Here is a 21,522-nt window from a genome sequence, read left to right as displayed (position 1 = left end):
GCCACACCCCACTACCGATTCTCATCTTGATTGTCGCGCGACTCTCATCCTGAATGTCGCGCTGCAGTTAGGAAGGCTTATGGCAACGCTCAACGCGCTTACATGATCGTCCGCGCACTATTTGACGGTCAGATCGCGTTTGCCGATCTGCTTAGACGGTAGGCAGGTTCGGCCGCGTCCGCGCCCGCTCAAGGAGCAGTATCGGCTCCGGGGTCCACGAAGGGCTATGGCCGATCGGTGGGATGAACCGAACTGGACGCCCAGGACCAGCAGCGCCGCTGCGACATAATCTCGTGGGTGAACACCATCTCGTGAACCGATCTCGGTCAGATCCACTGATCGATCACCGTGTCGGCGCGCCACACGATACACGCTCCATGCTCCGGCCGGGTTTCGCGGGTATATCCAGGAGATCGTCGCGACTGGTAGCCTGCCTCGGAGGCGTTTCGGGTCCCGGTCGAGTTCCCGATTTTCACGGTCGTTCGAGCCTGCCGAAATTATGATGGCTCGATAGGTAGTCGGCGGGACCATCAGGCTGATTGCTGCGGCTGAGGCGCCGATCCGGGCACGGATATCGCAGCCGGTTGGCAGCAGCGCATTCAATGCCGCGGCGATCCCAAGCGCGATACTATCGCCAATGATCAGGCAAGGTGGCATCGAGGAGAGTCGCGGAGGGAAGGGGAGCGGAGGGAAATAGGGGACCGCCTGCCAGGAGAACAACCATGGGACGCGAATTCGCCACGAGCAGCTTCACAACTCGATTCCACTTGTTCGGCCTGGATGCTATGATCCAATGTGGAAAGGACCCGGTAATGGACCCTGCGATCACCCCAAGCGAAGAGCCAGAACAGGGCATAGAACCTGTGCGGGTTCGTCCGCACGCATCCGCGTGGCTGTGGCGACCTTGGTACGCCAAGCTCTGGTGGGCCTGCATCGCGATCTATTGGTCGGGCAAACTCGCCTCCTATTGGAGCCCAACTCTCGACGACGCTTATTCGACCGCGCTCGCCGGCTATCTCAATATCGCCCTCTATCCGTTCACCGCTGTTATGGCTCTCGGGGTGCGGTTTGCACCGGCGTGGATGGAATATCATGGCTGGGAGTGGGTCGAACCATCGCGCGAGCGGATGTTTCCGAAGCGCTCCGTCGGTGGATACCTCGACCCGATGGCTGACCCGCTCGATCCTCGCTCGCCCAGGCATTCGCGCCGCCATCAAAAGCTATAGTCCACTATTTATCTCGCCGTTCTTTGAACGCAGGGTTTCCGTCAAAAGGCCCATTCGCCAAATCGTCTGAGAACCGCCCGCTGCTAAGCACTGAGGACTGCTCGATTGACGTCAGTGGCCCCGTGATATCCGCCGTACCACGTCCAGAATCCGCTTGCTCCAGATAACGATTTCTGAGTCCGCGGTTCCCAAGGATCTGATCTGAAAGGGTTGTCGCAAACGCGCTTTCCGGAGCCTTGGACCGAGAAGCCGCTCGCTCTGCCGCGGCAATTGCCTCGCGGACGTCGTAATTCACAATGTCTATAGTTGCGCCAGCGGTTTCGGTAGTCGATCCTCGATCCGAACTGACAAAGCCAACGGAACCCCCGATTCCACCGCTCACGGAGCCGCCGCCCTTGCCTTTGCCGCTGCTTGCCCCGCCACGGCGAGCGTCGGCGGATATTGAAGCATTGATATCGGTACCCATCGAAGTGTTATCCTCGGCCGACCGCGCGATGCTTCTTGACCACCCTGTCTGAGTCATAATCGCCTGAACGTCGCGCTGAAGAGTATCGGCGACCTGTGGTTTCAGCCGCCAATTCCCTTGACGATCCATCTCAAAACCGCCCCTGAGCCAGTTTTCCATCGCCGCATGACCTTCCCTGCCGCCGCCGAGGAAATGCTCGATCGTATCTGGGCCAGCCTGCTTGCCCGCCTCGAAGCGCGTGCTCGTGTCATTGCGTGCAGACCGGGTAAACCCGGTACTGCTGGACACCAGGAGATCGTTGTCGGCGAAGCTGAACCGCGCCGAGCCACCACCAGCGATCGCGCCATATTGGCTATCGTTGATCAGCCCCGCGCGGTGCAACTGTCCGGCGACTTGTGGCGTCACGTTCATGGCGAGGTCGCCATTCTGGTTCATTGCAAGCTGCTTCTTCGTCATCGTGATACCATTGGCGCGCAGCAGACCCTGCATTCGCGTCAGGCGCTCATTGTCGACGATCCGAGACGTACGCTCGTTACGCGCACGATCCGCGATCCCACCGGCGCCGCCGTCGGCCATATCGACCTGATTGCCGGCGGTCTGGGACAGGGTGCGGATGAAGCTGTCGAGCCGAGCAGCCTCTCGTGTCGACACGCCCGCCGCCTCGGCGCCCTCCGCAAAGCCGAAATTATCCGACTGCCGACGCTCCTCACCGATGCGCGCGGCTCCCCGCGTGCCGTCCAGCCCGACCTCGCGCTGGGCATCGAGCTTGCCGGCGCGCTCGGCAAAGTCATAACCGGCGGCTTCGCGCGTCCGGCCATAAACGCTCGTGCCCTCACGTGCGGCCTCTCTTGTGGCGCCGTCTGCCGTTCCAAGCTGGGTCGATGCATTATAGGTTTCGAGCGCGTGCTCCACCTGCGCCTCATTGCGGCCGGTGGCGCGGGAGAGTTGGGTGATGGCGGAGGAGCGCGCTTCGCCGGAGAGCGCGTTGATAAAGCCGATGCGGCGGCTGGTTTCCTGGACCGAAAGCCCGAGCATGCCGGCGGCATCGCGCTGTCCCTGGTTTGTGCCGGTCCGACTGGCCTGCTCGGTCGCCACATTACCGCGCTCTATGCCTGCGACCCTGTCGCCGGCGAAATCCCGCCGCCCTTCCATCGCCCCGACCTGGACCTGCGCGGAAGTGATGTCATTGCGGAGCATCGCTTCCTGGTCGAAGGCATTGGCGGTCAACTTTGCGAAGGTCGGGTCCGCCGAGGCCTGAGCGATGACGCCGGACGCCTTCAGCGCAGCGTCCTTCGGCGAGTAGCCTCCGCGCTCGAAAGCCCGTGTCGCGCCCTGCAGCATCATATCGTACGCGCGCTGATCCCCGAAGGCGCGCCATTGCACCAGATTTTGCGAGAACGCAGCGAAGGCGCGCTCACCAGCCTGACCGGAGCCGAAATAGGTCGTTCCCAGAGCCCGCAGCGCGTCTTTCTCGGCGAACTGTTGAAATGCCGCCGTCGTAGCGTTGGCCCTGACTGCCCGTTGCGTCGCGGGGTTCGACAGATCCCCATTGACGAGCGCCGGCGCCAGCCCGCCAAGCTCACGCGCCGCGTCGATCCCGCCCATGCCGAATGCCGGCACCCCCGGCACCCCGCTGTTGCGTTCACCCAGCATTGTGCTCGCCGCGCCGAAGCTGCGATTGGCGCCAAATGTCGACCGCTCGCCGAAATCACCAAAGCTCGCCGAAGCGCCACGACGAGCCGATGTGCCCAGCGCGGACGCCTGTGCCTCAAGGGCCGAGGCGCGACCTTCCGCCGTGCCCATGGGCGACGCGGCGGCGGTACCCTGGCCCTGGACGCCGAGCGCGCCGCTGGTGAAAGCCGTGAAGACATTCCCCGAGAACCGGAACACGGTGAAGACGAAGGCGCCGGCGAGACCTGCCGCGGCCGTGCGAAAGCTGCCGAAGATAGCGAGAGCCTTTTGCGCGGAAGAGGGGGCAAGAAGCCAGGCGTTGGCGCCGTTGGCGTTCGAGCGCATCTCGGCAAGCGCGCCCATCGCGCGGCCCAAGGTCAGCTGGTAAATGCCGGCATCGATCACGCCCCACAAGGCAACGAACACGAACAGGCCGAGGGCGAAGCTCATGACGCGCAGGTTGATCGGCGTCAGGATGAACAGGAGCGCGATCGGAATCATGAACAGCATGATCCCGAACACGACCGCGCGGATGGTGGGCATCCATTCGTTCGCGACCGACATGGTGGCGAGGCCGCTCGACAATACGGCCCGGTTCGCCATGATCCTTGCGGCCGTTGCCGGGCTGTCTTCGAACAGGACGTCACCGACCGTGTTGCCGAGCAGGACATCGGTCATGAAAGCCTGGAGCGACAGGGGCGAGCCCATCATCATGCCGCCCACCTCGCCGAGCTGGGCGCGGCAACGCGTCAGCTGATTGGCGTCGGTCGCGTCGAAGCCCGTCCGCAGGCAGACCTGCCTGGTGTAATCGTCGAACAAGGCTGGGTCGGAGAGCCTGTCAGAAATATACTGCCAGGACTCCTCACAGCTCTTCGTCGTGCCGCCCTTGTCGGTTGCCGTGTAGACCGTGCTGAAGGTCGCAGGTCCCGCCATCGCTGCGAACGCGGCGGGCAGATCGGTTGTCGTGCGGAACAGCTTGTCGTCGTCGATGCCGTAAGCCGGCGACACGCGCGCAACCGGATAGCATTGCCGGACATAGTCCCTGATCGTTGCATCAAGGAAGGTGTCGGTCATCGGTCCACGCGGCGCGACGGCATTGAAGAACAGATCGAACATGTGCCCGCCCGCGCCGAACTCGATCTTGGAATCCGGATCGAGCGTGTTGTCGTCGATCGTCTCGACCAGCGCGCGCTCCATGAGGTTGGTGGTGCCGGCGACCAGGACGAGCAGATTGGGGACGCCGCCGATCGGCTGATAGGCGTTGCGGACCTTGTCATAGACATGGACGGTGCCGGTGGTCGCGATCATGCCGACGAACAGGCCGATTCCGACCAGCATCTGAAAACCGAAAGCGACAAGCCCCATGCCCTGGCCGCGAATGGCGGTCAGCGTCGCACCCACCGCAATCCCGACCGTCGCGATCACCACGACCAGCGTCTCGTAACGCGGGTCGGCAAAGATCATCGCGACGAGACGGAATGCATCCACCGTCTCGGCAAAACCATCATAGGTGTAGAAGCTTGTGTCGACGGCAAAGGCCGGCGAGGCGACGAGCAAAGCGGCGACCGTCACAGCGGCGCGAAGGATCCGACGCATCATGGGAGCACCTATCGGTTGCGGTTCGCAGCGGCACCGGCGGCGTCGCGGGCATCGCGGTCGCGCTGCCGCAGAAGCCCCGCATAGGATGTCGAGAGGTTCGCTTGGCTCAGCGCCGCGAGATAGGACTGACGCATCTGCGCGCGCTGGCGAAGCACCTCCTCGCGAAGGTCCCGCAATTGCTCAATGCCCTTGGTCAGGATCTTGGTCTGGCAGATATTGGTACTGGTCGCATTGGCAGCGCCAGCCGCCGTCGTCCCGCGTTCAGCATTGCTGAGCGCGAAGTCGATCGAGCGGGTCAGGTCGTTCAGCATCTGATAGGCGAGGGTGAACGCGACCAGCTCATCGGTATCGCTGATCACCGAGCCCTGGACGCCCTGGCGGACGCCCCATTCGAGCATCCGGTAAACAGGCAGCGTGCTGACATTTGCCACGAACTGGCGTTCGTCGGCCGACAGCCACCGCGCGTCCTGATCTTGTCGGCAATCGACTCCATCCGGGCGCGGGCGAGTTCGAGCGCGCCCTTCGTCCCATCCTGGCTGCAATCACCGGCGGTGGGCGGAACATTGAGCGCGCGCTTCTGCACGCGGCCGCTCAGGAAATCGTCCGCCGACTCGGTATCCTGCTTCGGGCAGGCGGGGATCGCCGAGAAGAGCGGCACCTTGTCGGTCGGGTCCCAGCGCATATAGACGTCGCCGACCCGCGCCCGCATCACATCCGCCCAGTCGCCGGCGCCGACCCGCGAAGCCGCGTGCGAAAGCAGCGATCCCGTGCGGAAGATGTCGGTGACCTCGGCCGGGCAGTTCTGCAGCGCGTCCTTCAGATCCTCGGTCGGGTTGTTCTGGTTCGCCTGGATCTTCTCGCGGCTCTGCTGGTAGCTTTTCGCGAAGCCTTCCTTGACGGATTTGTAGCCGGTCATCTCCTCGATGATGCCGCTCATATTGTCGTCGCCCTTGGCGATCTGAACCGCGCGATTGGCCAATCGGCAATCATTGACCTGGATCGAATTCAGGAAGTTGGTCGCCGCTTCCATCTTCGAAATGATGTTGCCCATCTTCTCGTCGAGCGTCTCGAGCAGATACTGGAACGCGACGGCAGGGGCCGCCTGAAGAATGCTCTCCAGCTTCTGGACGAGATAGTCGGGATCGAGGAACGACATACCGCCCAGGAACATGTCGATGCCGCCGCAGCCGGCCTTGATCTTGGGGAGGCTGAGCGACATCAGATAGTCGTTATGGACATCCACCCGGCCTGACATGCCGCCCGCGGTCACATAGCCGCGGGTCTGATCCTCGAAACTGCCCGGAGAGGTATAGGTCGCGTTATCGAACCAGCTCTCCGCCCAGCTCTGCGCATGCGTAGGCACGGCCGTGCCGCAAGCGGCAACGATGCCGCACAGGCCGAACGAGAGACGGCGAGCTAGACGACGATAGAGTCTGGGAACGGCAAGCGACATGGCGGGCTTCCTCGGGTTCGAGTGAGATGAAAGAGATGCTGGCCCGCCATGCTCAGCTCCCTCGGTTGGCAGGATTCCGCGGCGCGCCCACGCCGACGATCCCGGTATATTTGGACATCGCCCTGAGGCCGACATCGGGTCGCACGCCGGTCAGCATCTTGACCGCGAGATAGATGTTGCGCGCCAGGTTGGGCCCATGATCGGTGCCGATCGCAACCGGCACGATCCTGTTCGCGTCCGCGATCGGCCGTACCCAAACGACCGGATGGCCGACCCAGGGCAGCCCGAGCCGGCCCGATCGGACCATCGCTTCCTGGCTGCCGATCGCAGCGACGCGCCAGCCATATTGCCGGCCGAACGCCGACAGCTTGGTCCACATGTCACCGCACGGCACGCAACCCGGGCTCGTGCTCATTTCGATGACGAACGCCGGCGCCTGGCCACGTAACGTATCGGCAAAGTCCGGCGGGAACTGGCGGGTCAGCGGAACGCGCGCGAGCCACGCCTGCAGGCTGGCAGTGTCGGCAACAGGATGGATTGCCGCGCGCCGCGCTGCATCTTGCCCTGCCGATGCCGATTGAGCCATCGCTTCCACCGCGACACCCACGACAGCGGACACCATGGCGGCTATGGCGAGCACGCGCCGCGTCACGGCCGCGGACTCCCGCCGGCGTTGACGAGATCACCACCGAGCACGCGTGGATCGGTCGCCGATACCGGCCCGTTCGCGAGCGCGTCGAAGAACCCGTCTTCCTCGCGGGCGCCGGTCATGAACTGCTCGGGCCGAATATCGCCAGTGAGCAATCGCACGGCCTGGTATGCCATTTGAGCGAGGTTGGGATACGCCTCAACGCCATTCGCGATCACCATCCGCTGCTGGCTGTTCCGCCGGATGATCATCGTTGTCGGCGTCACCTCGACATCGAAGCGCTGGGCAACCTCGGGCCGGCGGTCGAGATCCATAAGCGTGACCTGCCAGCCCATTTCCTCCTGGAAGCGCTGGACGATCGGCCACTGCACCCGGCAATAACCGCAGCTGTCGCGGGAAAACATGACGAGCGCGAATTCGGACGCATGCGCGCGAAGATATTGGCGGCGCGCGTCATCCTTGAACGCGGTCAGCTGATCGCGCGCATCGCCGACCATCGGATTGGCCGATTTCGAGTTGAGTTCCGGATGCTGTAGCATGGCGATCTGGGTCACGCCGGCGAACGCCCGCGCCTTGCGCCGCGCGAAATCCTCCAACTTCCAGAAATCGGCGACGGCGTCGACCGTAAGCACCGTCGCCGCATAATCGCGCTGCTGCTCGATCAGCTTGTGGATCTTGGGCGGCATCCAGGTGGCGAGTTCAGCCATCGGCGGGATCACCGGCTTCACCAGCGCGTCGGGATCGGGTTTCTCCTCTGGAGGCTTCGCGGGCGCCTGATACCACCAATATCCATCCTTGCCGGTCATGGCCGGCCGCTGATCCTGGGCGTGCGCCGATAAAGGAACAACGATCGCGGCGAAGAGGGCCGCGCGCAGCAACCACTTGCGGGCCGTCACAGCAGCTTCTCCATCCGGGTCAATTGGCCGATGGCGACCGGACCATAATAGCGACTGTCAAATCCATCCGGATGGCTCGACCCGACATAGGCATAGCCCGCCGGGATGATCACGCCCTTTGGCTGATAGTGATCGAGCTTCTGTCCCCTACGACCATAGGGCTTGCTGACTCCGAGCAGCTTGCCATCGCAGAAGTACCAGCCGTCCCATGTGTGGCCTCCGAACGACGGCTTCTCGATCATGTCGAGGCGTTCGCCGGGCATGCACAACACATATTTCGTGACCGACACCGGCTTGGGTCCCGCGACCGCGTTCGTGAGCATGAACGAGACAAGGTCTCCCTTGTGAATCGGCCCAGGATCAGCCCGCACTGCCCAGGCATGGATCGATGGGCTCATCACCAGCGTGAATTGCGGGATCGCCCACCACGTCGCGAGCCCGATCGGCAACACGATCAGATAGACCTTCAGCAACTGCTCAGGCCTTGGCGGCTGGCCGAGGCCGCCACTGCCGAGCGCGACCGCCGCCCGTATCGGCAAGAACCGCAACTCGGACCAAAGCCATTTAGCGAGCGCCCAAGCGAGTCTGAGCATCGCGCACCTCCTCCTTGCCGCCAAGGCGGGCATATTCCTCGAGCAAACCGGAGAGGCTCGCGTCTCCGAACACGATCCGAGCGATCGGCGGACTGGCCGCGTCACGCTCGCAATAGGGCTGGGTGGGATCGCCCGGGATCATCGCCAGCGCCGGCACCCGGGTGACGCCGCCCAAGCGGAAGACGATCGGGTCGACGATCAACTGGACACTCCGCATTACGCATGCCGGGCCCGAGCAGCCTGGATCTATCCGCAGGATCTCAGCGGACAGCTTCGCCATGGGTCCGACACGCGTCAGCCCGCCCGGCATACCCCGAAACGCCAGCACGCCGCCCACGCGCTCAAGCTGTGCGGCATAGGCCCTGAGCGTCGGGATCGGCATCGACGAGGAGGCGAACAGGACCGGCACCCAGCCTTTGACTGCATTCGGCGCGGCAGCGCCCGCGACGGCGGCCATGTCAGGCGCGCTGAGGCCCAGCGCCTGGCCGAGCTTCGCAGCCATGGCCTCGCGCTCGGCTTCGAGCCCAGCCTGTCCTGTCGCGAACGCCGCGCGAGCGCGTGCATCCATCTGGGGTGAAGCAGCATGCCGCCGCACAGCATCGAAAGCCCGCCGACGAAGCTCGGCCGAAGGTTGAACCGACGGGCCGGGCCCCGGCGTTGCGCGACCTTTTTGCGCGCTGACGGCTTGCTTGAGCCGCTCCACGGCGGCATTGCCTTCGCTGGCTGCCTTCGCGCGCGCGTCGGCCGGCGGGGAACTCGGCGGCGATCCGGCCACGGTCTGCGCCTCGACGGCTGGGATCGTGCCCAACGCCAGGGTCAGGACGAGGCTAATTCTTGCCGATCGTCTGCATATACGCATCGACGCGGTCCTTCATATCTATCTGGATGTCGGATTGAGCGCGGGCCTCGATGTCCGAATAATATTCGGAGAGGTCCATCTTCGAGAAATCGAGCGCCTGGAATTCCTCAGGCGTGAAGCCGCGGCACATCGGCTTCTTGGCCGTGCCCCAGCCGATCGCGTTGAACGATTTGAGCTGCGGCCGACCCTGCTCCTGGATGATCCGGCCAAGCTTGGCATTGAAGCAGCAATGCCCCTTGGCCTTCTGAATGCAGATGCCGAGGATCTTCGACGTGCAATAGCTGCCGATCTCATGGCACATGCCAGAACCGCGCAGCATGCCGGTCTCCATGTCCTGCTGATCGCAGCCCTGGAACAGGAACTCGATGATGAGGTTGATCGCGAGGCTGATCGCGAGCGAGGTCGGGTCGATGCCGATGATCCCCTTGAGCCCGGCGGTGGCCGCCTGACTGGCGGTCGCGCCCGCTTTGAACGCTGTGTAGGCGGCTTTCATGCCGGTCAGCACGCCCTTGGCGACCGCGATCTTGGTGCTGAGCGAGGTCAGCGACGAACCCATCCCGTCCTTGACGATCTTGCCCTTGTCGGCGCAGCAATTCTGAAAGGTGTCGAGCAGGCCCGGTGGACGGCACCGCAACGCACGGCCGGCAAAAATCTCGATATGGTCGAGGCAATTCCCGTCGGCGTCGACCTGGCCGTCATTCGGCACGCCCGGATCGTCCACGACCGGATCGCTCACGACTGGATTGGCGCCCGTGTCGATGCAGGCGTCGGGCGAGCAGGTCGGCGCGCCGCCGCCCGCCGGCACCTCGCACGCAAATTGGGTCCCAAGCGGGCAAGCATAGGTGGCCGGACCCGTCACCGTGCAGGCAACAGCGCGGATCGGGCATTGCCAACCTCCGCTCGCCGTCGCCGTGCAGCTCGCGGTTTCGCCTTCATCGGCGGCATCGCCATTGCCGTTGAGATCGACCGCGCACATTTCACTGGCGCTGGTGGGCGCGGGGCCGGTCGGTCCGGCTGGGCCCGTGGGGTCGGTCGGTTCGACCGGATCGGTCGGCTCGCCAGGAATGGCGATCGGCGCGCGCGCTTGCGGCATCGCGGCGGCGCTCGCCTGCGCATAGGCCGCCGACTGGGCGCTCACGAGCGACAAAGCTGAGACGAGCAGCAGCGCTCGGCTGAGGAACGAACTCTTCATGGCGTGGCACTCGTGCAGGTCATGTCCGCGCCGCCGAGCCGGACCGTCTGCATCATCACGACGGCCTCGGGAAAATCGTCGAGACAACCACAGGCAGAGACGATCTGCTCGCCGGGTCCGGTCGGGCAGACATTGTCGGCCGAGCAGACATGATAGAAGGTGTCGATCCCGGTCGGATCATTCTGCTGGCTTCCCATCACGCCCGACGGCGCGGCTGCGGTGTTGATCTTGGGCGCCTGGGTTTTGCAGATCGTCTCGCAGGCGGGCACGCTGCCCCGATCCGGAAGGCTGAAGGGCCGGGTCGAGGTGGTGACGCTCCCATTCGCCTGGGTTTGCTTGTCAGCGAGCAACGTCTCGGTCGAATGGTCGATGATATAGGCGCCCCGGCTCAGGTCCGGATCGGGCAGCCTCGCATTATCTGTCTCGCACACGTAGTTGCGCTTGCGCAGGAAGAAGTCGCGGGTGAGCTGCAATGTGCACCGGTCGGCGCCGAACAGGCGTGTCTGGGGCAGGGGCCTCAGGCCGGTCGCGACGCCGCCCCGGAAGGTTTCGACGCCGTCGACATCCTCGCTGTCGAGATGGCATTTGCTGTCCGCCGCGTACCCTGAACACAGGTCGACGAGCTGCTCTGTAGAACCGCAGCTGTCATCCACCTCGACATGGACATCTGCGAACGCCTCACCACCGCTGCTGACCGCCGCCCGCAACCAGATCTCGTGGTCTCCCTTGGTCAGATAAGGCTTCAGGTCGAGATTGGGGAATGCATAATAGGTCTTCTTCAGCTCGCACTTTCCGGGCGGAAGGCCGGTGGTCGTCCAGGGCGAGGGTCCTGAATCGACGAGATTGCCGTCGATCCGCACCTGGCCCCAGTCATCCGCAAACCATTCGACCAGGGATGCTTGCCGAATGCGCGCGGGGTCGGATACGTGCAGCGTCATGCGGAAGTCGAACAGGCTGCAGGACCCGCCGCTCAGGCTGTTGTCCGGTGGGGAGCCCATCAGGAAATCGGCTATATTGCTGCCGGTCCGGCTGGTCGCATAACCGCCCGCGGTGCGCGCGATGATGTCATCGAGCTGCGGATCGATGATATTGACCTGGCGCTCGATCGTGCAGGCCCTGGTCTGCTGGGCCTTCCCCGAACCCGCAGGCGAAGCTGCGACCATCTGGAAGATGCCGTTGCCGGCGGCGATCGCCGTGGCGTCGCCCTGAATGGCGGCCGGGTTGTTCTTGTACGCCGTCTGCGCGACGGTGCCGTCACTCGCGCAGGCGGTCGACTGGGCGCCAACATAGTCGATCACCGGACCGCCGATCTGTGCCCGCGCTACGCCGATGCGCGGATCGGCGGTGGTGAGCGCGCCGACCATGCCGCCGCCGAGATCGCCCAGCACCGAATTGAGGTTGTTCCAGACAAGATTCGCGCCGCAGCTATTGTTGACGCAGTAGCAGCCGGAAAGCTCAGGCATATCGACCTGGGTCAGCTTCAAGGACTTGGATGCGTCGACATCCCAGCGAAAATACTTGCACTGGTTCCAGGTGCCGGGCGCACAGGAGATGATGCCATTCGCGCAGATACCGGAAACCGGCACGGGCAGGTTGCTCACGGTGTCGAAGGTACCGTCGAAATCCTTGTCCTGGCTGATCTTGACCGTCCCGATGTCGCCGCTGGCCGAGGGCTGGACCAACACTTCGAGCAGGCTCTGCGTTTTCTGGCAGGCAATCGTCGGAGTGAACGTCTTGCTGTTGTCGACCGTCGCGATCGGTTGCCCGCTCATCGCAGGCGTGATCGTGGTATTGAGCAACATATCGCTGTCGCTCGTCTTCGCACGCGACGCCTGCGCGGCCGCCCGGGCGCGATCCTCCATGCTTTGCGCGTGAACCAGGGCAGGGCTCAGAGCGGCCGCGCAAAGGAGGATGACAAGCGCACGTCTCACGACTGAAGACCCTCTCCCGTGTAAAACCGCGACCCCCGACGCAGACGAAACAGCGTGGTGGCACCCAGCGCCGGTGTCGACGTCAGGCGGAACACGCCCTGGCCTTCAAAAATGGTCAGCGCGGCCGCCGCCAGGACAGAGGCACGGGGGAACGCCATCTGCCGAACGGGCAAGGAGCCGGCCGCGCTGACCGGGGTTGGAGCGGCGCCGCGGGGGCTGTGCAGCGCCGCTCCCACCTCGCTTTGTCCCGGGAGACCCAACGGGTCCTGGCGGGCAGACCCGGATGCACGTCCGGGACTGACGAGGTGTCCGTCAAACGACCCGCTCATGGCACCGACACTCCGGCGCAGCAGATCGTCTTTTCGAAGAGCATGAACTGGGCGTTGTCCTTGCCGGGCGCGTGCTTCGCGCTCGACCACAAGGAGCCGGGCCGGCCGATATTGACGCACTGGCCGCCCTTGACCGGCTCCATCAGCTGGAGCTTGTAGCGCGACTTGGTCCAGATCGGCTGGGGGATGAAGGAACAGCCGCTGGGCGACGAGATAGTCAGCGCGCCCAGACGGCCCATCATGAAGGTGCCGCGCGCGGCGAGCCCTGCCCAGGCCTCGACCGAGTCATCGAAATGAATGTCGCCGGCAATCGGATAGGTCGCGCCCCAACTTCCCATGCACCAGAAGAGCGGGTCGAGGACCTTGCCGGCAGCCGCGGCCGCACTGTCGGCCATGCAGGCGAGGCCGGCGGCGGGATTACCGAACAAGATGCCCTCGGGCTGAATGATCGCGCCCAAAGTGCCCGACTGCCAGGTCGGCAGCACCTCGGTGATGAGCGCCACATCGAACCCGTCATCCTGAAAGCACGGCAGGTCCGTGAACATGTCGAGCATCTTCCAGACCGGCGAGATGTAATAGTGCATCTGCGCGAACATCTTGCGCGTGTTGGTGCCGTCCGCGATCGACGACTGGCTGCCCTGCAATTTGCCGTGGGTCGGCATCAGGTCGACGCCGAGCGCCATCATGCACCCCGGTTCGGTCACGACGTCGACCATGCGATTGGGCGACCAGAAGGAAACCTTGACCCCGAACCAGAAGGTGGCGCCCTTGCGGCACGCGCAGATCGGGCTCGAGGAGGATTGCGCATCGAGCGCCTTGCCGAGCTTGTCGCCCGTGCCGATCTTCACGCCGCCGATCGTGATCGGGAAGATGCAGGTCCAGCGCACCTTGGTGATCGGATTGAACACGGTGCCGGTCGGGCAGGACGAGGCATGGGCCGGCGAAGCCGGGGACAGCACGAGGAGCAGAAAGGCTGCCGCTATGCTGCGCAGCAAAGCGAGACGGGTCATCGCGGCGCGCTCCCGGTGCGATTGAGCTTGACCTCGGTCAGCTCCAGTTTCTGCCCGACCTGGGAAACAATGACGGGCGCGACCTCGAGACCGAGCCGATCCTTCACGCGCTCCTCCAGGATGAAGAGCGAGCGACCGACCTTTTGACCGAGCGCGATCGGATCGGCGCTGGCACGGGGCCCTGCCGCCAACAGGATCCAGTCGGACGGGCTGGCGGTGCGCAGCGCCCAGCCAAGATCCTCGGGGCGGACCACCACCAGGCGCTGCGGTAGCGACACATAGGTCAGGGGGTTGAACGTGAGGCCCTTCGGATAGAGCAGTTTTCCGTCCGGGAGCTTCACATCGAAATCGAGCGTGTAGAAAGGAACGACGCTCCGCACGCGGTTCACCTGCGCAACGGCCAGCGGCGCGGCCTTCATCGCCGACCAGCTCTCGCGCGGGCCGAAACGGCTCGCCATATTGGGCGGCAGCTTCTGTGTGCGCGCCTCGATCTCCTCGAGCGCATCGGGCTCCGCGATCTGCCACGTGCGGCCGATCACCGAGGTCTGCGCGTGCGCCGAAGCGGTTACGAACGCGCAGGCGAGCAGAGCGATTGTCGTGGCGCCCTGGAACAGCACGACACGAACGCGCGCCGGGGCGGTGGCGCTCGTCGCGCCGCAACTAGCCTCATTCATGATGACGACCCTCCGCTCTGCGCCGCCACGCCCGGTTATGGTCATCGGCGCTGTCGTCCGGCTCGCCGATGACGGCGCCGATAAGACACAGGATCGCGATGACGACGATCGCGCCGACGACGAACCACAGCATGCCGTCCAGAAGCCGGCCGCTGCGCAGCACGATCCAGGCCTGGATCAGCAACAGCAGCTTGCTGCCCAGCAGGAGGCGGATCGAGCCGAGCGACGGCGTCGAGGATAAGATGCCCCTCATCGCCGCCACCGCCGCGCCATCCGGATGAAACCCCGATCGAGGGCCGGCATGAAGAATGACAGCAGCAGGCTGGCACCCAGGGTCAGGATCGCCACCGGCATCGCGACAATGCACGCGTCGCCGACCGTGTCGGGCCTGATCAGGACGCTCGCGACCAGGCCTGCGATCAGACTCTGCCCGCCCAGCATCGCACGCCGGCGCCGCTCGACGGACGCACGCTCCGCGCCAAGGCTCGCCACATGGGCGTCAAGCAGGACGCGCAGGGCTCTCGCTTCGAGGCTTGTCTCATGCGCCGAGCGAAGCATGAAATCGTACAGCGTCTCGCCCGGACGGCGCGGCTCGATCTCGCGCTCGATCAGCTCCGCGGTGCCGTCGGCGAGGGTCACGCGGATCATCGCGCCCTCCAACGACGAAGGGCGGAGATCGCCAGACCGGTCGCGCCGGACAGACCGACCAGCATGATACCGCTCGCGAAGCAGGCCGCGCCGACGATGAGCGCGCTGCGCATCACCATCGCGTGAGGCTGGTTGAGGGCGAACCCCGCCACGAGCACCAGACTCGTCATCATGGTCGCCTCGATGACCATCAGCCGGAAACGCCAGCGGATCGCCGCCGCCTCGGCGCGGATCGCGACGCGCGCTTCGATCATCCGTTCGAGCTGAGCGTCCTTGCTGCTGTCGAACGAGGTCAGATCAAAGACCATCTGGTTGTGCGGAGGCTTGCGCTTCAGCATCACGCGATCTCCTCATGGATGGGCAGTTCGGGTCGCCGTCCGAGGATCTCGGCCGGATCGACGCCGGCGAGCTCACACACGGCGTCGAGCGGAGAGCGGCCAGCGCGCAGCAGCGCCTCGAACGCGGCAACCTCCTGCGGCGCGCTGGTGTTGATCCAGTACGAGAAGGGGTCGACAACGAGTCTGGCGATGCCGAGACCCAGCGGCGAGTCGATGAAGACCTCGCTATAATTGGGCTTCGAGTTCCGAACCGACTTCAACAGGTCGAGGACGAACCCCGAATAATCGAGGATCTTGTTCTCGACCGCCTTGTCATAGGTCGAGCCCTGCAGCAGAAACCGCGTCGCTGCGTTCTCGAGGATGACCTGGCCGGTGCCACCAAACAGCATCAGGTCGTTCATCGACTGCAGCACGATGCCGAACGAGCCCTGATATTTGCGCGCGCGCCGGTAGCCCTGGCCGAACGCCTCTGCCAGACGCGACAGGTCCTGCCCCTCGGTCTTGGTCATGAACTGGGCGGCTTCGTCGCACAGCACGAAACGCGGCCGGTCGCGCGCCGAGAGATAGAGCTCCTGCGTGACCGCGTTCACCACCACCATGACGATGACGTTGAAAAGGTCGGGCATGCTCTTCAGCCGTTCGAGCTCGAGCACGACGAACTCGTCCGCGGTAATGTCGAAGGTCGAGGGGCCGTTGAAGAAATGGCCGTAAGCGCCCTCGCTTGCGAAATCGCGCAGGTTGAAGGCCAATTCCCTGGAGACCGGCACCAGATGATCGACCCGATCGAGATCGGAAGCGGCGAACTCTGGGTAGGCGCCGAGCCAGGCACGGACCGCGTCTATGCCTTCCTCGGCATGGCCCTCGTCGATCGTCCATTGCACCGCAGACTTCAGGAGATTCCATTCCGATGTGGTGACGCCCTTGCGGGTCGCCGCATTCGCCATCTCGGCGACGATCGCGACTGCCATCGAGATCGCCGACTGCTTGTCCTCGCCGTCGAGCGCGAAGCCCATGTCGAACGGATTGAGGACCAGTCGCTCCTCGCCGATATCGATATAACGGCCCGAGCAGAGTGTGCAGAGCTTGCGGTAACTCCCGCCGATATCGATGATCCGGATGAGCGCGTTCTGCGCGAAATATTGCTGGCAGAGATTGTTGAGCAGGAAGCTCTTGCCGGCGCCACTCTCGGCCGAGACGATGAAATTATAGTTGTTGATGCGCGGATCGAACAGGTCGAGCGTCACCAACTGGCCCTTCCGGCCGGTATAGAGGAGGGCAGGGCGCCCGCCGCCACGGAAGTCGGTCTGGATCGGCGCCATCAGGACCGCCGCCTTCACCGGCATCCGGAAATCACGCTCGAGCATGCGCAGCGTCCGCCCGTCCGGGTAAAGCCCGAACGGCAGGCTCATCGTCAGCAGGATCGGATTGAGATAACTCTCCTCCTGCATCATGAAGGGCAGAGGCTCGCCTTCCCAAAGCCGCTTGGCGCGCGCCGCCATCTCGCGGGCATGGGCGCTGGTGCGGCCGAACACCCAGACGGTCGGGATCACCCGCACGAATTTCGAGTTCCCGGCTTCGTCAAGGATCCAGCCGATCTCCTCGATCTGCTTTGACACCTCGACCGCGAAACTGCCGGCGGCCTTTTGCGCGGACAGGACCTGAGCGCGCTTATGGATCTCGAACTGCGAATGATCGAACAGGACGTTGAGCGTGTAGAGGAACGGCCCTCCGATCTGGTCGCTGTCCTCGGCGGAGCCGCGCATGCCGCCCGTCAGCCGATTGGCTCGTTCGGCCGTAATCCGCCGCGCCGGCGATTTGGGTGTCAGGCAACGCGCGACCTGATTGCCGAGGAACAGTTCCGGTCCCTCGAACAGCAGGTCGGGACCGGCGTCGATGATCTGCTTGCGGATCGGCGGCGCGGCGCCGGTCGCATCCGGGCTCGAAGAGAAGACGCCGGGGGCGGCGGCGAACACACCGTTGAAGATCCGGCGATAGAAGGACACGATCTCCTCGGGCGGCAGCCGGACGATACCGAGCTTGGCGAGCTGCTCCTCGATCTGGCGACGCAGATCGCTTCCCAGCGGTCGCCGCGTCTTCACCGACAAGATCGTGCGAAAGTCCCGGATCGGAATGCCGTGCATCGCACGCAGGCCATGCGTCCCCGCCAGCAGGTAGTCCGCGGTGCGCCTGGCCGACGCCTGGATCAGCGGATCGTCGCGGGTCTTGAGATCGAGAAACGCATCGAGCGCCGTCTCGATCAGCGGATCGGCAAAGCTGTGAAGCTGAAGCACCGTGCCGTCGGGGAAATGGATATTGAGGAGCCCGAGCAGCGCCTGATGAACGTGCGCGAACATATAGGCGCTCGGCACGAGCTCCCAGGCATAGCCCCAGCCATCGTCGATGCAGAGGAATGCCTCCTCATCCTCGTCCCATGCAACGAGCGGCAAATAATTGGAGAAGCGATCGCGCCCTACGCTTTGCCGAAGCTGGGCAAAGCTCAAGTCGCCGCCCGTACGGGTGCCGGGCGCCTTCACTTGCGCTGATCCTTTGGCGCGGGCGCGAGCGTGGTCGGAGCCTTAGGCGTCGGCGCCAGCGGGCGCGCCTTCATGGGCGCGGGTACCAGCGTGCGCGGGTCCCTCACCGGCGACGCCAGCGCGGTCGCGGATATCTCCCCGTCAATCGGGCGCTCCTGGACCTGACCCAGGATGGGCGCCTGGGTCGATGGCTGAACCGGGTCGACCAGATAGTCGCCGACGACCCAGGCGGGCGTCTCGACGATCGAGAAGACGTAGCGCGGCATGTAGAGCCGGTCGGGCCGCTGACGGTCGGCATAGGGCAGGATCAGCGTGCGAACGGTGCGGGGCGGTTTGAGCATCGGCGTGACCGGCTGGTCGATCAGGCCCTGCAGCTCGCGATAGACGCTGTCCTTGTAGCCGAGATAGGCGCCTGCTGGCGCGGCGCCCTTGCCGCGTGACGCCGCCACCATGCCGGGCATGGCCGGTGCGGCTGGCTGGCCGCGCAGCAGCTTCTTGTCGTTGGTGACGGCCGGGTCCGACCGGGACGGCCGTCCGGCGACCGCGTCCTCATAGGCCTTCTCGGGATGGACACACTGCCCATGATCGCTGTTCTTGCAGCTGTATTTCTCGGAGTATGGCGACATCACCGAGCCGAGCGTGGCGCAACCACCAAGGGCCGCGATCACCGGGATGAGAAGCAGTCGACGACCGCGGATCGCGACTTTGCGTGAAAGGGTCCTGGGCATCAGAATTTGCTCCCCGCCGAAGGTTTGATTTCGAGGGTCACGCCCTCCTGGATGACGACAACCACGTCCTTCGCCGCGCCGACCTCGACGATGGGGCCAGCCTGGCGCGCGAGATCGAGATAGAAGTCGGTCAGCTTGTCGGACGACTTGGAAAGACCACCGGCGATGCCGGACTTGGCGGCGTCGCCGGCATTAAGTGTCCTCACCGTGCCGAGGGCCGAGGTCGACGTATCACCAAAGGTGTTCTCGACCGTCTGGGCGATGCCGCTGATGGTGCCCGCGATAAAGGTCCGGGCCAAAGCCGCGCCGGCGCGGGTGACGACCTTGCCCGAGAGGCCCTTCTTGCCGTCGGTATCGACGAAGAAGCCCTTGACGCTCTGATCGACGACCGAATGTTCGTCGAAATCGACACAAGAGAGCGTCACGAGCTGGATCTCGACCCGTTCCTTGGCGAGGCTGCCGGTCGCGTTGCCGATGACGAAGCAACCCGACAGGTTTGCCTTGACGTCATTGGGGAGCACGGCCGGCGCCTGGACCCGCGCGATGATCGGCTCCGGGTTCGACGTCGCGTCGTGGCTCGCCAAGGCGTCCACGCCCGTCAGCAGCCGCGCCTTCATGAAACCAGGCGGCAAATAGATCGTCCGAATCTTTTTTTTCGAATCGTCCGACGCCGCGGCGGCGTCCTTCGGAACGATCGGTGTGCTTGCGCCCCCGATCGCGCCGACCATCTTTTCGACAGGGGGTGCCGGCGGCGCTGACTGCGCCACGGGCGCGGAAGGCGGTGCCGGCAGCCCAGCGTCGCCCGCGGCCGACGCGCCGGATGGGGATGGCGGAAACTCCGGCGCGCCAGCGCCGGGAAGGGCCGGAGGCAACGGCGCGCCGTCCGCTCCTGCTGCGGCGGGCGCCGTGCCCTGCGGTCCGATCGGTGTCTTGCCCTCCTCGATCGCCGTAACCCGGTCGCCGAGCATGGATTGACCGTCCAGGACCTTTTTCAGATCGCCGCGCAGCTTCACCTCGAGGCTGTCGCCGCGCAGGCCAGCACCCATGTCGAGCTTGGAGGCCTCCGGTGCCGCCACGACCGGCTTGTCGGCCGTGCTCGCCGAATAGAGGCCATAGCCGAGCACGCCGATCGCCGTGGCCACGCCGAATTGCTTCACGCGCAGTTTGCCCGTCGAACTGAGCGAATCCCAGCGCGCGCGCCAGTCGAGCAGCGCCGCACCCCGCGCTTCGTCACCGCCATTCCGCGCCGCCTGGGCGGCGAGATGCGCCTGATAAGGACTCTGGTCGCCGGGCCCAGCGGGATCCGGTGCGGTCTCCTCTGGTGTCTCGCTCATTGGACATCTCCCCGGCGAATGATGATGAGCCGGGCGCTGTCGCCCGCCTTCAGCGCGATCCGATCGAGCGTGACCGCGAAGATGTTCGAGCCGAGCATCGACACCAGGAACTGGGGCTCGGCGAGGACTTGGTCGGCTGACGCCTGGACCAGATATTCGGATGCCGAGAGGCCAGCGCCCTCGACGGTAAACCGCCGGCGTTCATGGAGCCGGGCCGCGGGCAAGGTCGGCAGGACGATGTCGCCGGCGCCAGGCGCCACCTCGGCAAAGCTTGCCGGCACGCGGTCCTGCAGCATCGACAGCGTGATCGAGACGGCGCGCTCTTCCTCAACCAGCGGGCCAAGCAGATCCTGATTGGCCCGGGCACGCTGCGCGGTGCCCGACGCCAGAATCACGGTCTGCGCGGGGATGTCTGACGGCTCGGTGTAGAGCGGATAGATCGCCCCGTTGCACGACACGAAGAATTCGGAAGGTGTGGTCACATAGGTTCGCGTCGGTGCCCCTTCGCCGTCGACCTCCTTCACCAGGAATTTGATCCACGCGTCCGATCCGCCACGCTCGACCGCAATCGCCTTCTCGGCCGAGAATTTGACATCCTCGATCTCGCCGCCCTGGCAGATGATGTGGTTGACGTCGCGATTGGACAACCGGATCGACGCGGTCTGATCGGGCAGCGCGGTGATCGCCTGGGCGAGTGCCGGCGGTGCCGCGACGATGAGGCCCGCCACCAGCAGGCTCGCGCGAGTGCGATTACCTAGTTTCGGCATCGAAATTCTCCTCATGCAGGGACGTCAGCCAGAAACGGCCGTTGTCGATCGCGTAGCCAATCCGAAGATTGCCCCGGAATTTGCGGATCACGCCGCCGATCACGCGAACCTTCTCGACCGGCACCAATATGTCGGTGCTGGTGGTCAAAACGGGCTGGTCTGGCCGGATATAGGTCGCGATCGACAGCGTCGGATTGTCCGAGAGCTCATCGAGAATGGCGGTCAGGCTGTCGCGGATGCTGTTATAGGCGGAAGGGTGGACGATGCTCAGCAGCTCCTGGAACTGCGGATCGGCCGAGTAGGCTGAATAGGTGCCAGAAAGGCTGACGATGTTGCGCGTCATCGTGCGCAGATACGGCGCCGAGGGCGTATTGCCCGTCACATAGAGATCGCCGCCCGTGCCGAACGGAACGATCACCGTCCGCTGATTCTGGTTCGACGTGTAGATCAGCATGCCGAGCACTGCGGTGATGCCGAACAGTCCTGCGATCGCGAATTTGAGCAGCCGGTTCTCCTCGAAGAGATTGGCCGAGCCCTGCAGATAGCGGTGGATGCCCCAGCTCGCCGGCTTGTCGGCGAGTGGATCCCAGTCCTTCGGGCGTGATCTGCGGAAAAGCGCCATGGC

General features: G+C 64.7%; 18 protein-coding genes and 1 pseudogene. 1 reads left to right on the top strand and 18 read right to left on the bottom strand.

Annotated elements, in window-relative coordinates; genetic code table 11:
• The first annotated feature begins 722 nt into the window (after positions 1–722).
• Positions 723–1,226 (top strand): hypothetical protein, encoded by a 504-nt coding sequence (locus tag ABD050_RS09940; RefSeq protein WP_343889137.1) that lies wholly within the window; start codon positions 723–725, stop codon positions 1,224–1,226.
• 4 nt (positions 1,227–1,230) lie between these two features.
• On the opposite strand, the gene ABD050_RS09935 is transcribed toward ABD050_RS09940, so the two are convergent.
• From ABD050_RS09935 to ABD050_RS09850, 18 genes and pseudogenes are all read right to left on the bottom strand, one after another.
• A complete protein-coding gene (locus ABD050_RS09935; RefSeq protein ID WP_343889135.1) occupies positions 1,231–4,959 on the bottom strand; it encodes a conjugal transfer protein TraG N-terminal domain-containing protein in 3,729 nt (1,242 codons plus the stop codon).
• A gap of 11 nt (positions 4,960–4,970) precedes the next feature.
• Positions 4,971–6,415: pseudogene (locus ABD050_RS09930) on the bottom strand (conjugal transfer protein TraH).
• 52 nt (positions 6,416–6,467) lie between these two features.
• On the bottom strand, positions 6,468–7,001 hold the full coding sequence (locus tag ABD050_RS09925; protein ID WP_343889146.1) for a hypothetical protein: 534 nt from the start codon (positions 6,999–7,001) through the stop codon (positions 6,468–6,470).
• A 62-nt stretch (positions 7,002–7,063) separates the two neighbouring features.
• Entirely contained in the window at positions 7,064–7,915 is an 852-nt protein-coding gene (locus ABD050_RS09920; protein ID WP_343889145.1) for a conjugal transfer protein TraF, read from the bottom strand.
• Between the two features lie 41 nt (positions 7,916–7,956).
• Positions 7,957–8,553: a S26 family signal peptidase gene (locus ABD050_RS09915; protein WP_343889134.1), complete on the bottom strand. Its 597-nt coding sequence runs from the start codon at positions 8,551–8,553 to the stop codon at positions 7,957–7,959.
• Positions 8,525–9,121, bottom strand: coding sequence for a type-F conjugative transfer system pilin assembly protein TrbC (locus ABD050_RS09910; protein ID WP_343889133.1), 597 nt, complete (start codon positions 9,119–9,121; stop codon positions 8,525–8,527). The genes ABD050_RS09915 and ABD050_RS09910 overlap by 29 nt, the downstream gene beginning before the upstream one ends.
• A gap of 259 nt (positions 9,122–9,380) precedes the next feature.
• Complete coding sequence (gene traN / locus ABD050_RS09905) at positions 9,381–10,388, bottom strand: conjugal transfer protein TraN (RefSeq protein ID WP_343889144.1); 1,008 nt, start codon at positions 10,386–10,388, stop codon at positions 9,381–9,383.
• Between the two features lie 212 nt (positions 10,389–10,600).
• Positions 10,601–12,466: a hypothetical protein gene (locus ABD050_RS09900; RefSeq protein ID WP_343889132.1), complete on the bottom strand. Its 1,866-nt coding sequence runs from the start codon at positions 12,464–12,466 to the stop codon at positions 10,601–10,603.
• A 394-nt stretch (positions 12,467–12,860) separates the two neighbouring features.
• Positions 12,861–13,874 carry a TraU family protein gene (locus tag ABD050_RS09895; RefSeq protein WP_343889131.1) on the bottom strand — a complete coding sequence of 338 codons (1,014 nt, stop codon included), beginning with the start codon at positions 13,872–13,874 and terminating at the stop codon, positions 12,861–12,863.
• Positions 13,871–14,548, bottom strand: coding sequence for a conjugal transfer protein TraW (locus ABD050_RS09890; protein WP_343889130.1), 678 nt, complete (start codon positions 14,546–14,548; stop codon positions 13,871–13,873). Before ABD050_RS09890 ends, ABD050_RS09895 begins: the two co-directional genes overlap by 4 nt.
• Positions 14,541–14,801, bottom strand: a complete 261-nt coding sequence (locus ABD050_RS09885; RefSeq protein ID WP_343889129.1) for a hypothetical protein — start codon at positions 14,799–14,801, stop codon at positions 14,541–14,543. The genes ABD050_RS09890 and ABD050_RS09885 overlap by 8 nt, the downstream gene beginning before the upstream one ends.
• Positions 14,798–15,196: a hypothetical protein gene (locus tag ABD050_RS09880; protein WP_343889128.1), complete on the bottom strand. Its 399-nt coding sequence runs from the start codon at positions 15,194–15,196 to the stop codon at positions 14,798–14,800. Before ABD050_RS09880 ends, ABD050_RS09885 begins: the two co-directional genes overlap by 4 nt.
• On the bottom strand, positions 15,193–15,534 hold the full coding sequence (locus tag ABD050_RS09875) for a hypothetical protein (RefSeq protein WP_343889127.1): 342 nt from the start codon (positions 15,532–15,534) through the stop codon (positions 15,193–15,195). Before ABD050_RS09875 ends, ABD050_RS09880 begins: the two co-directional genes overlap by 4 nt.
• Positions 15,534–18,068, bottom strand: coding sequence for a TraC family protein (locus ABD050_RS09870; protein ID WP_343889126.1), 2,535 nt, complete (start codon positions 18,066–18,068; stop codon positions 15,534–15,536). Before ABD050_RS09870 ends, ABD050_RS09875 begins: the two co-directional genes overlap by 1 nt.
• A complete protein-coding gene (locus tag ABD050_RS09865; RefSeq protein WP_343889125.1) occupies positions 18,065–18,796 on the bottom strand; it encodes a TraV family lipoprotein in 732 nt (243 codons plus the stop codon). Before ABD050_RS09865 ends, ABD050_RS09870 begins: the two co-directional genes overlap by 4 nt.
• On the bottom strand, positions 18,796–20,130 hold the full coding sequence (locus ABD050_RS09860) for a TrbI/VirB10 family protein (RefSeq protein WP_343889124.1): 1,335 nt from the start codon (positions 20,128–20,130) through the stop codon (positions 18,796–18,798). The genes ABD050_RS09865 and ABD050_RS09860 overlap by 1 nt, the downstream gene beginning before the upstream one ends.
• Positions 20,127–20,897 (bottom strand): type-F conjugative transfer system secretin TraK, encoded by a 771-nt coding sequence (locus ABD050_RS09855; RefSeq protein WP_343889123.1) that lies wholly within the window; start codon positions 20,895–20,897, stop codon positions 20,127–20,129. Before ABD050_RS09855 ends, ABD050_RS09860 begins: the two co-directional genes overlap by 4 nt.
• A complete protein-coding gene (locus ABD050_RS09850; protein ID WP_343889122.1) occupies positions 20,881–21,519 on the bottom strand; it encodes a TraE/TraK family type IV conjugative transfer system protein in 639 nt (212 codons plus the stop codon). The genes ABD050_RS09855 and ABD050_RS09850 overlap by 17 nt, the downstream gene beginning before the upstream one ends.
• Positions 21,520–21,522: the final 3 nt, after the last annotated feature.

The sequence above is a fragment of the Sphingomonas oligophenolica genome, from assembly GCF_039522915.1.
GTDB lineage: Bacteria > Pseudomonadota > Alphaproteobacteria > Sphingomonadales > Sphingomonadaceae > Sphingomonas > Sphingomonas oligophenolica.
The sequence above is the reverse complement of the archived record's forward strand: the minus strand, read 5'-3'. Positions and strand labels throughout refer to the sequence as shown.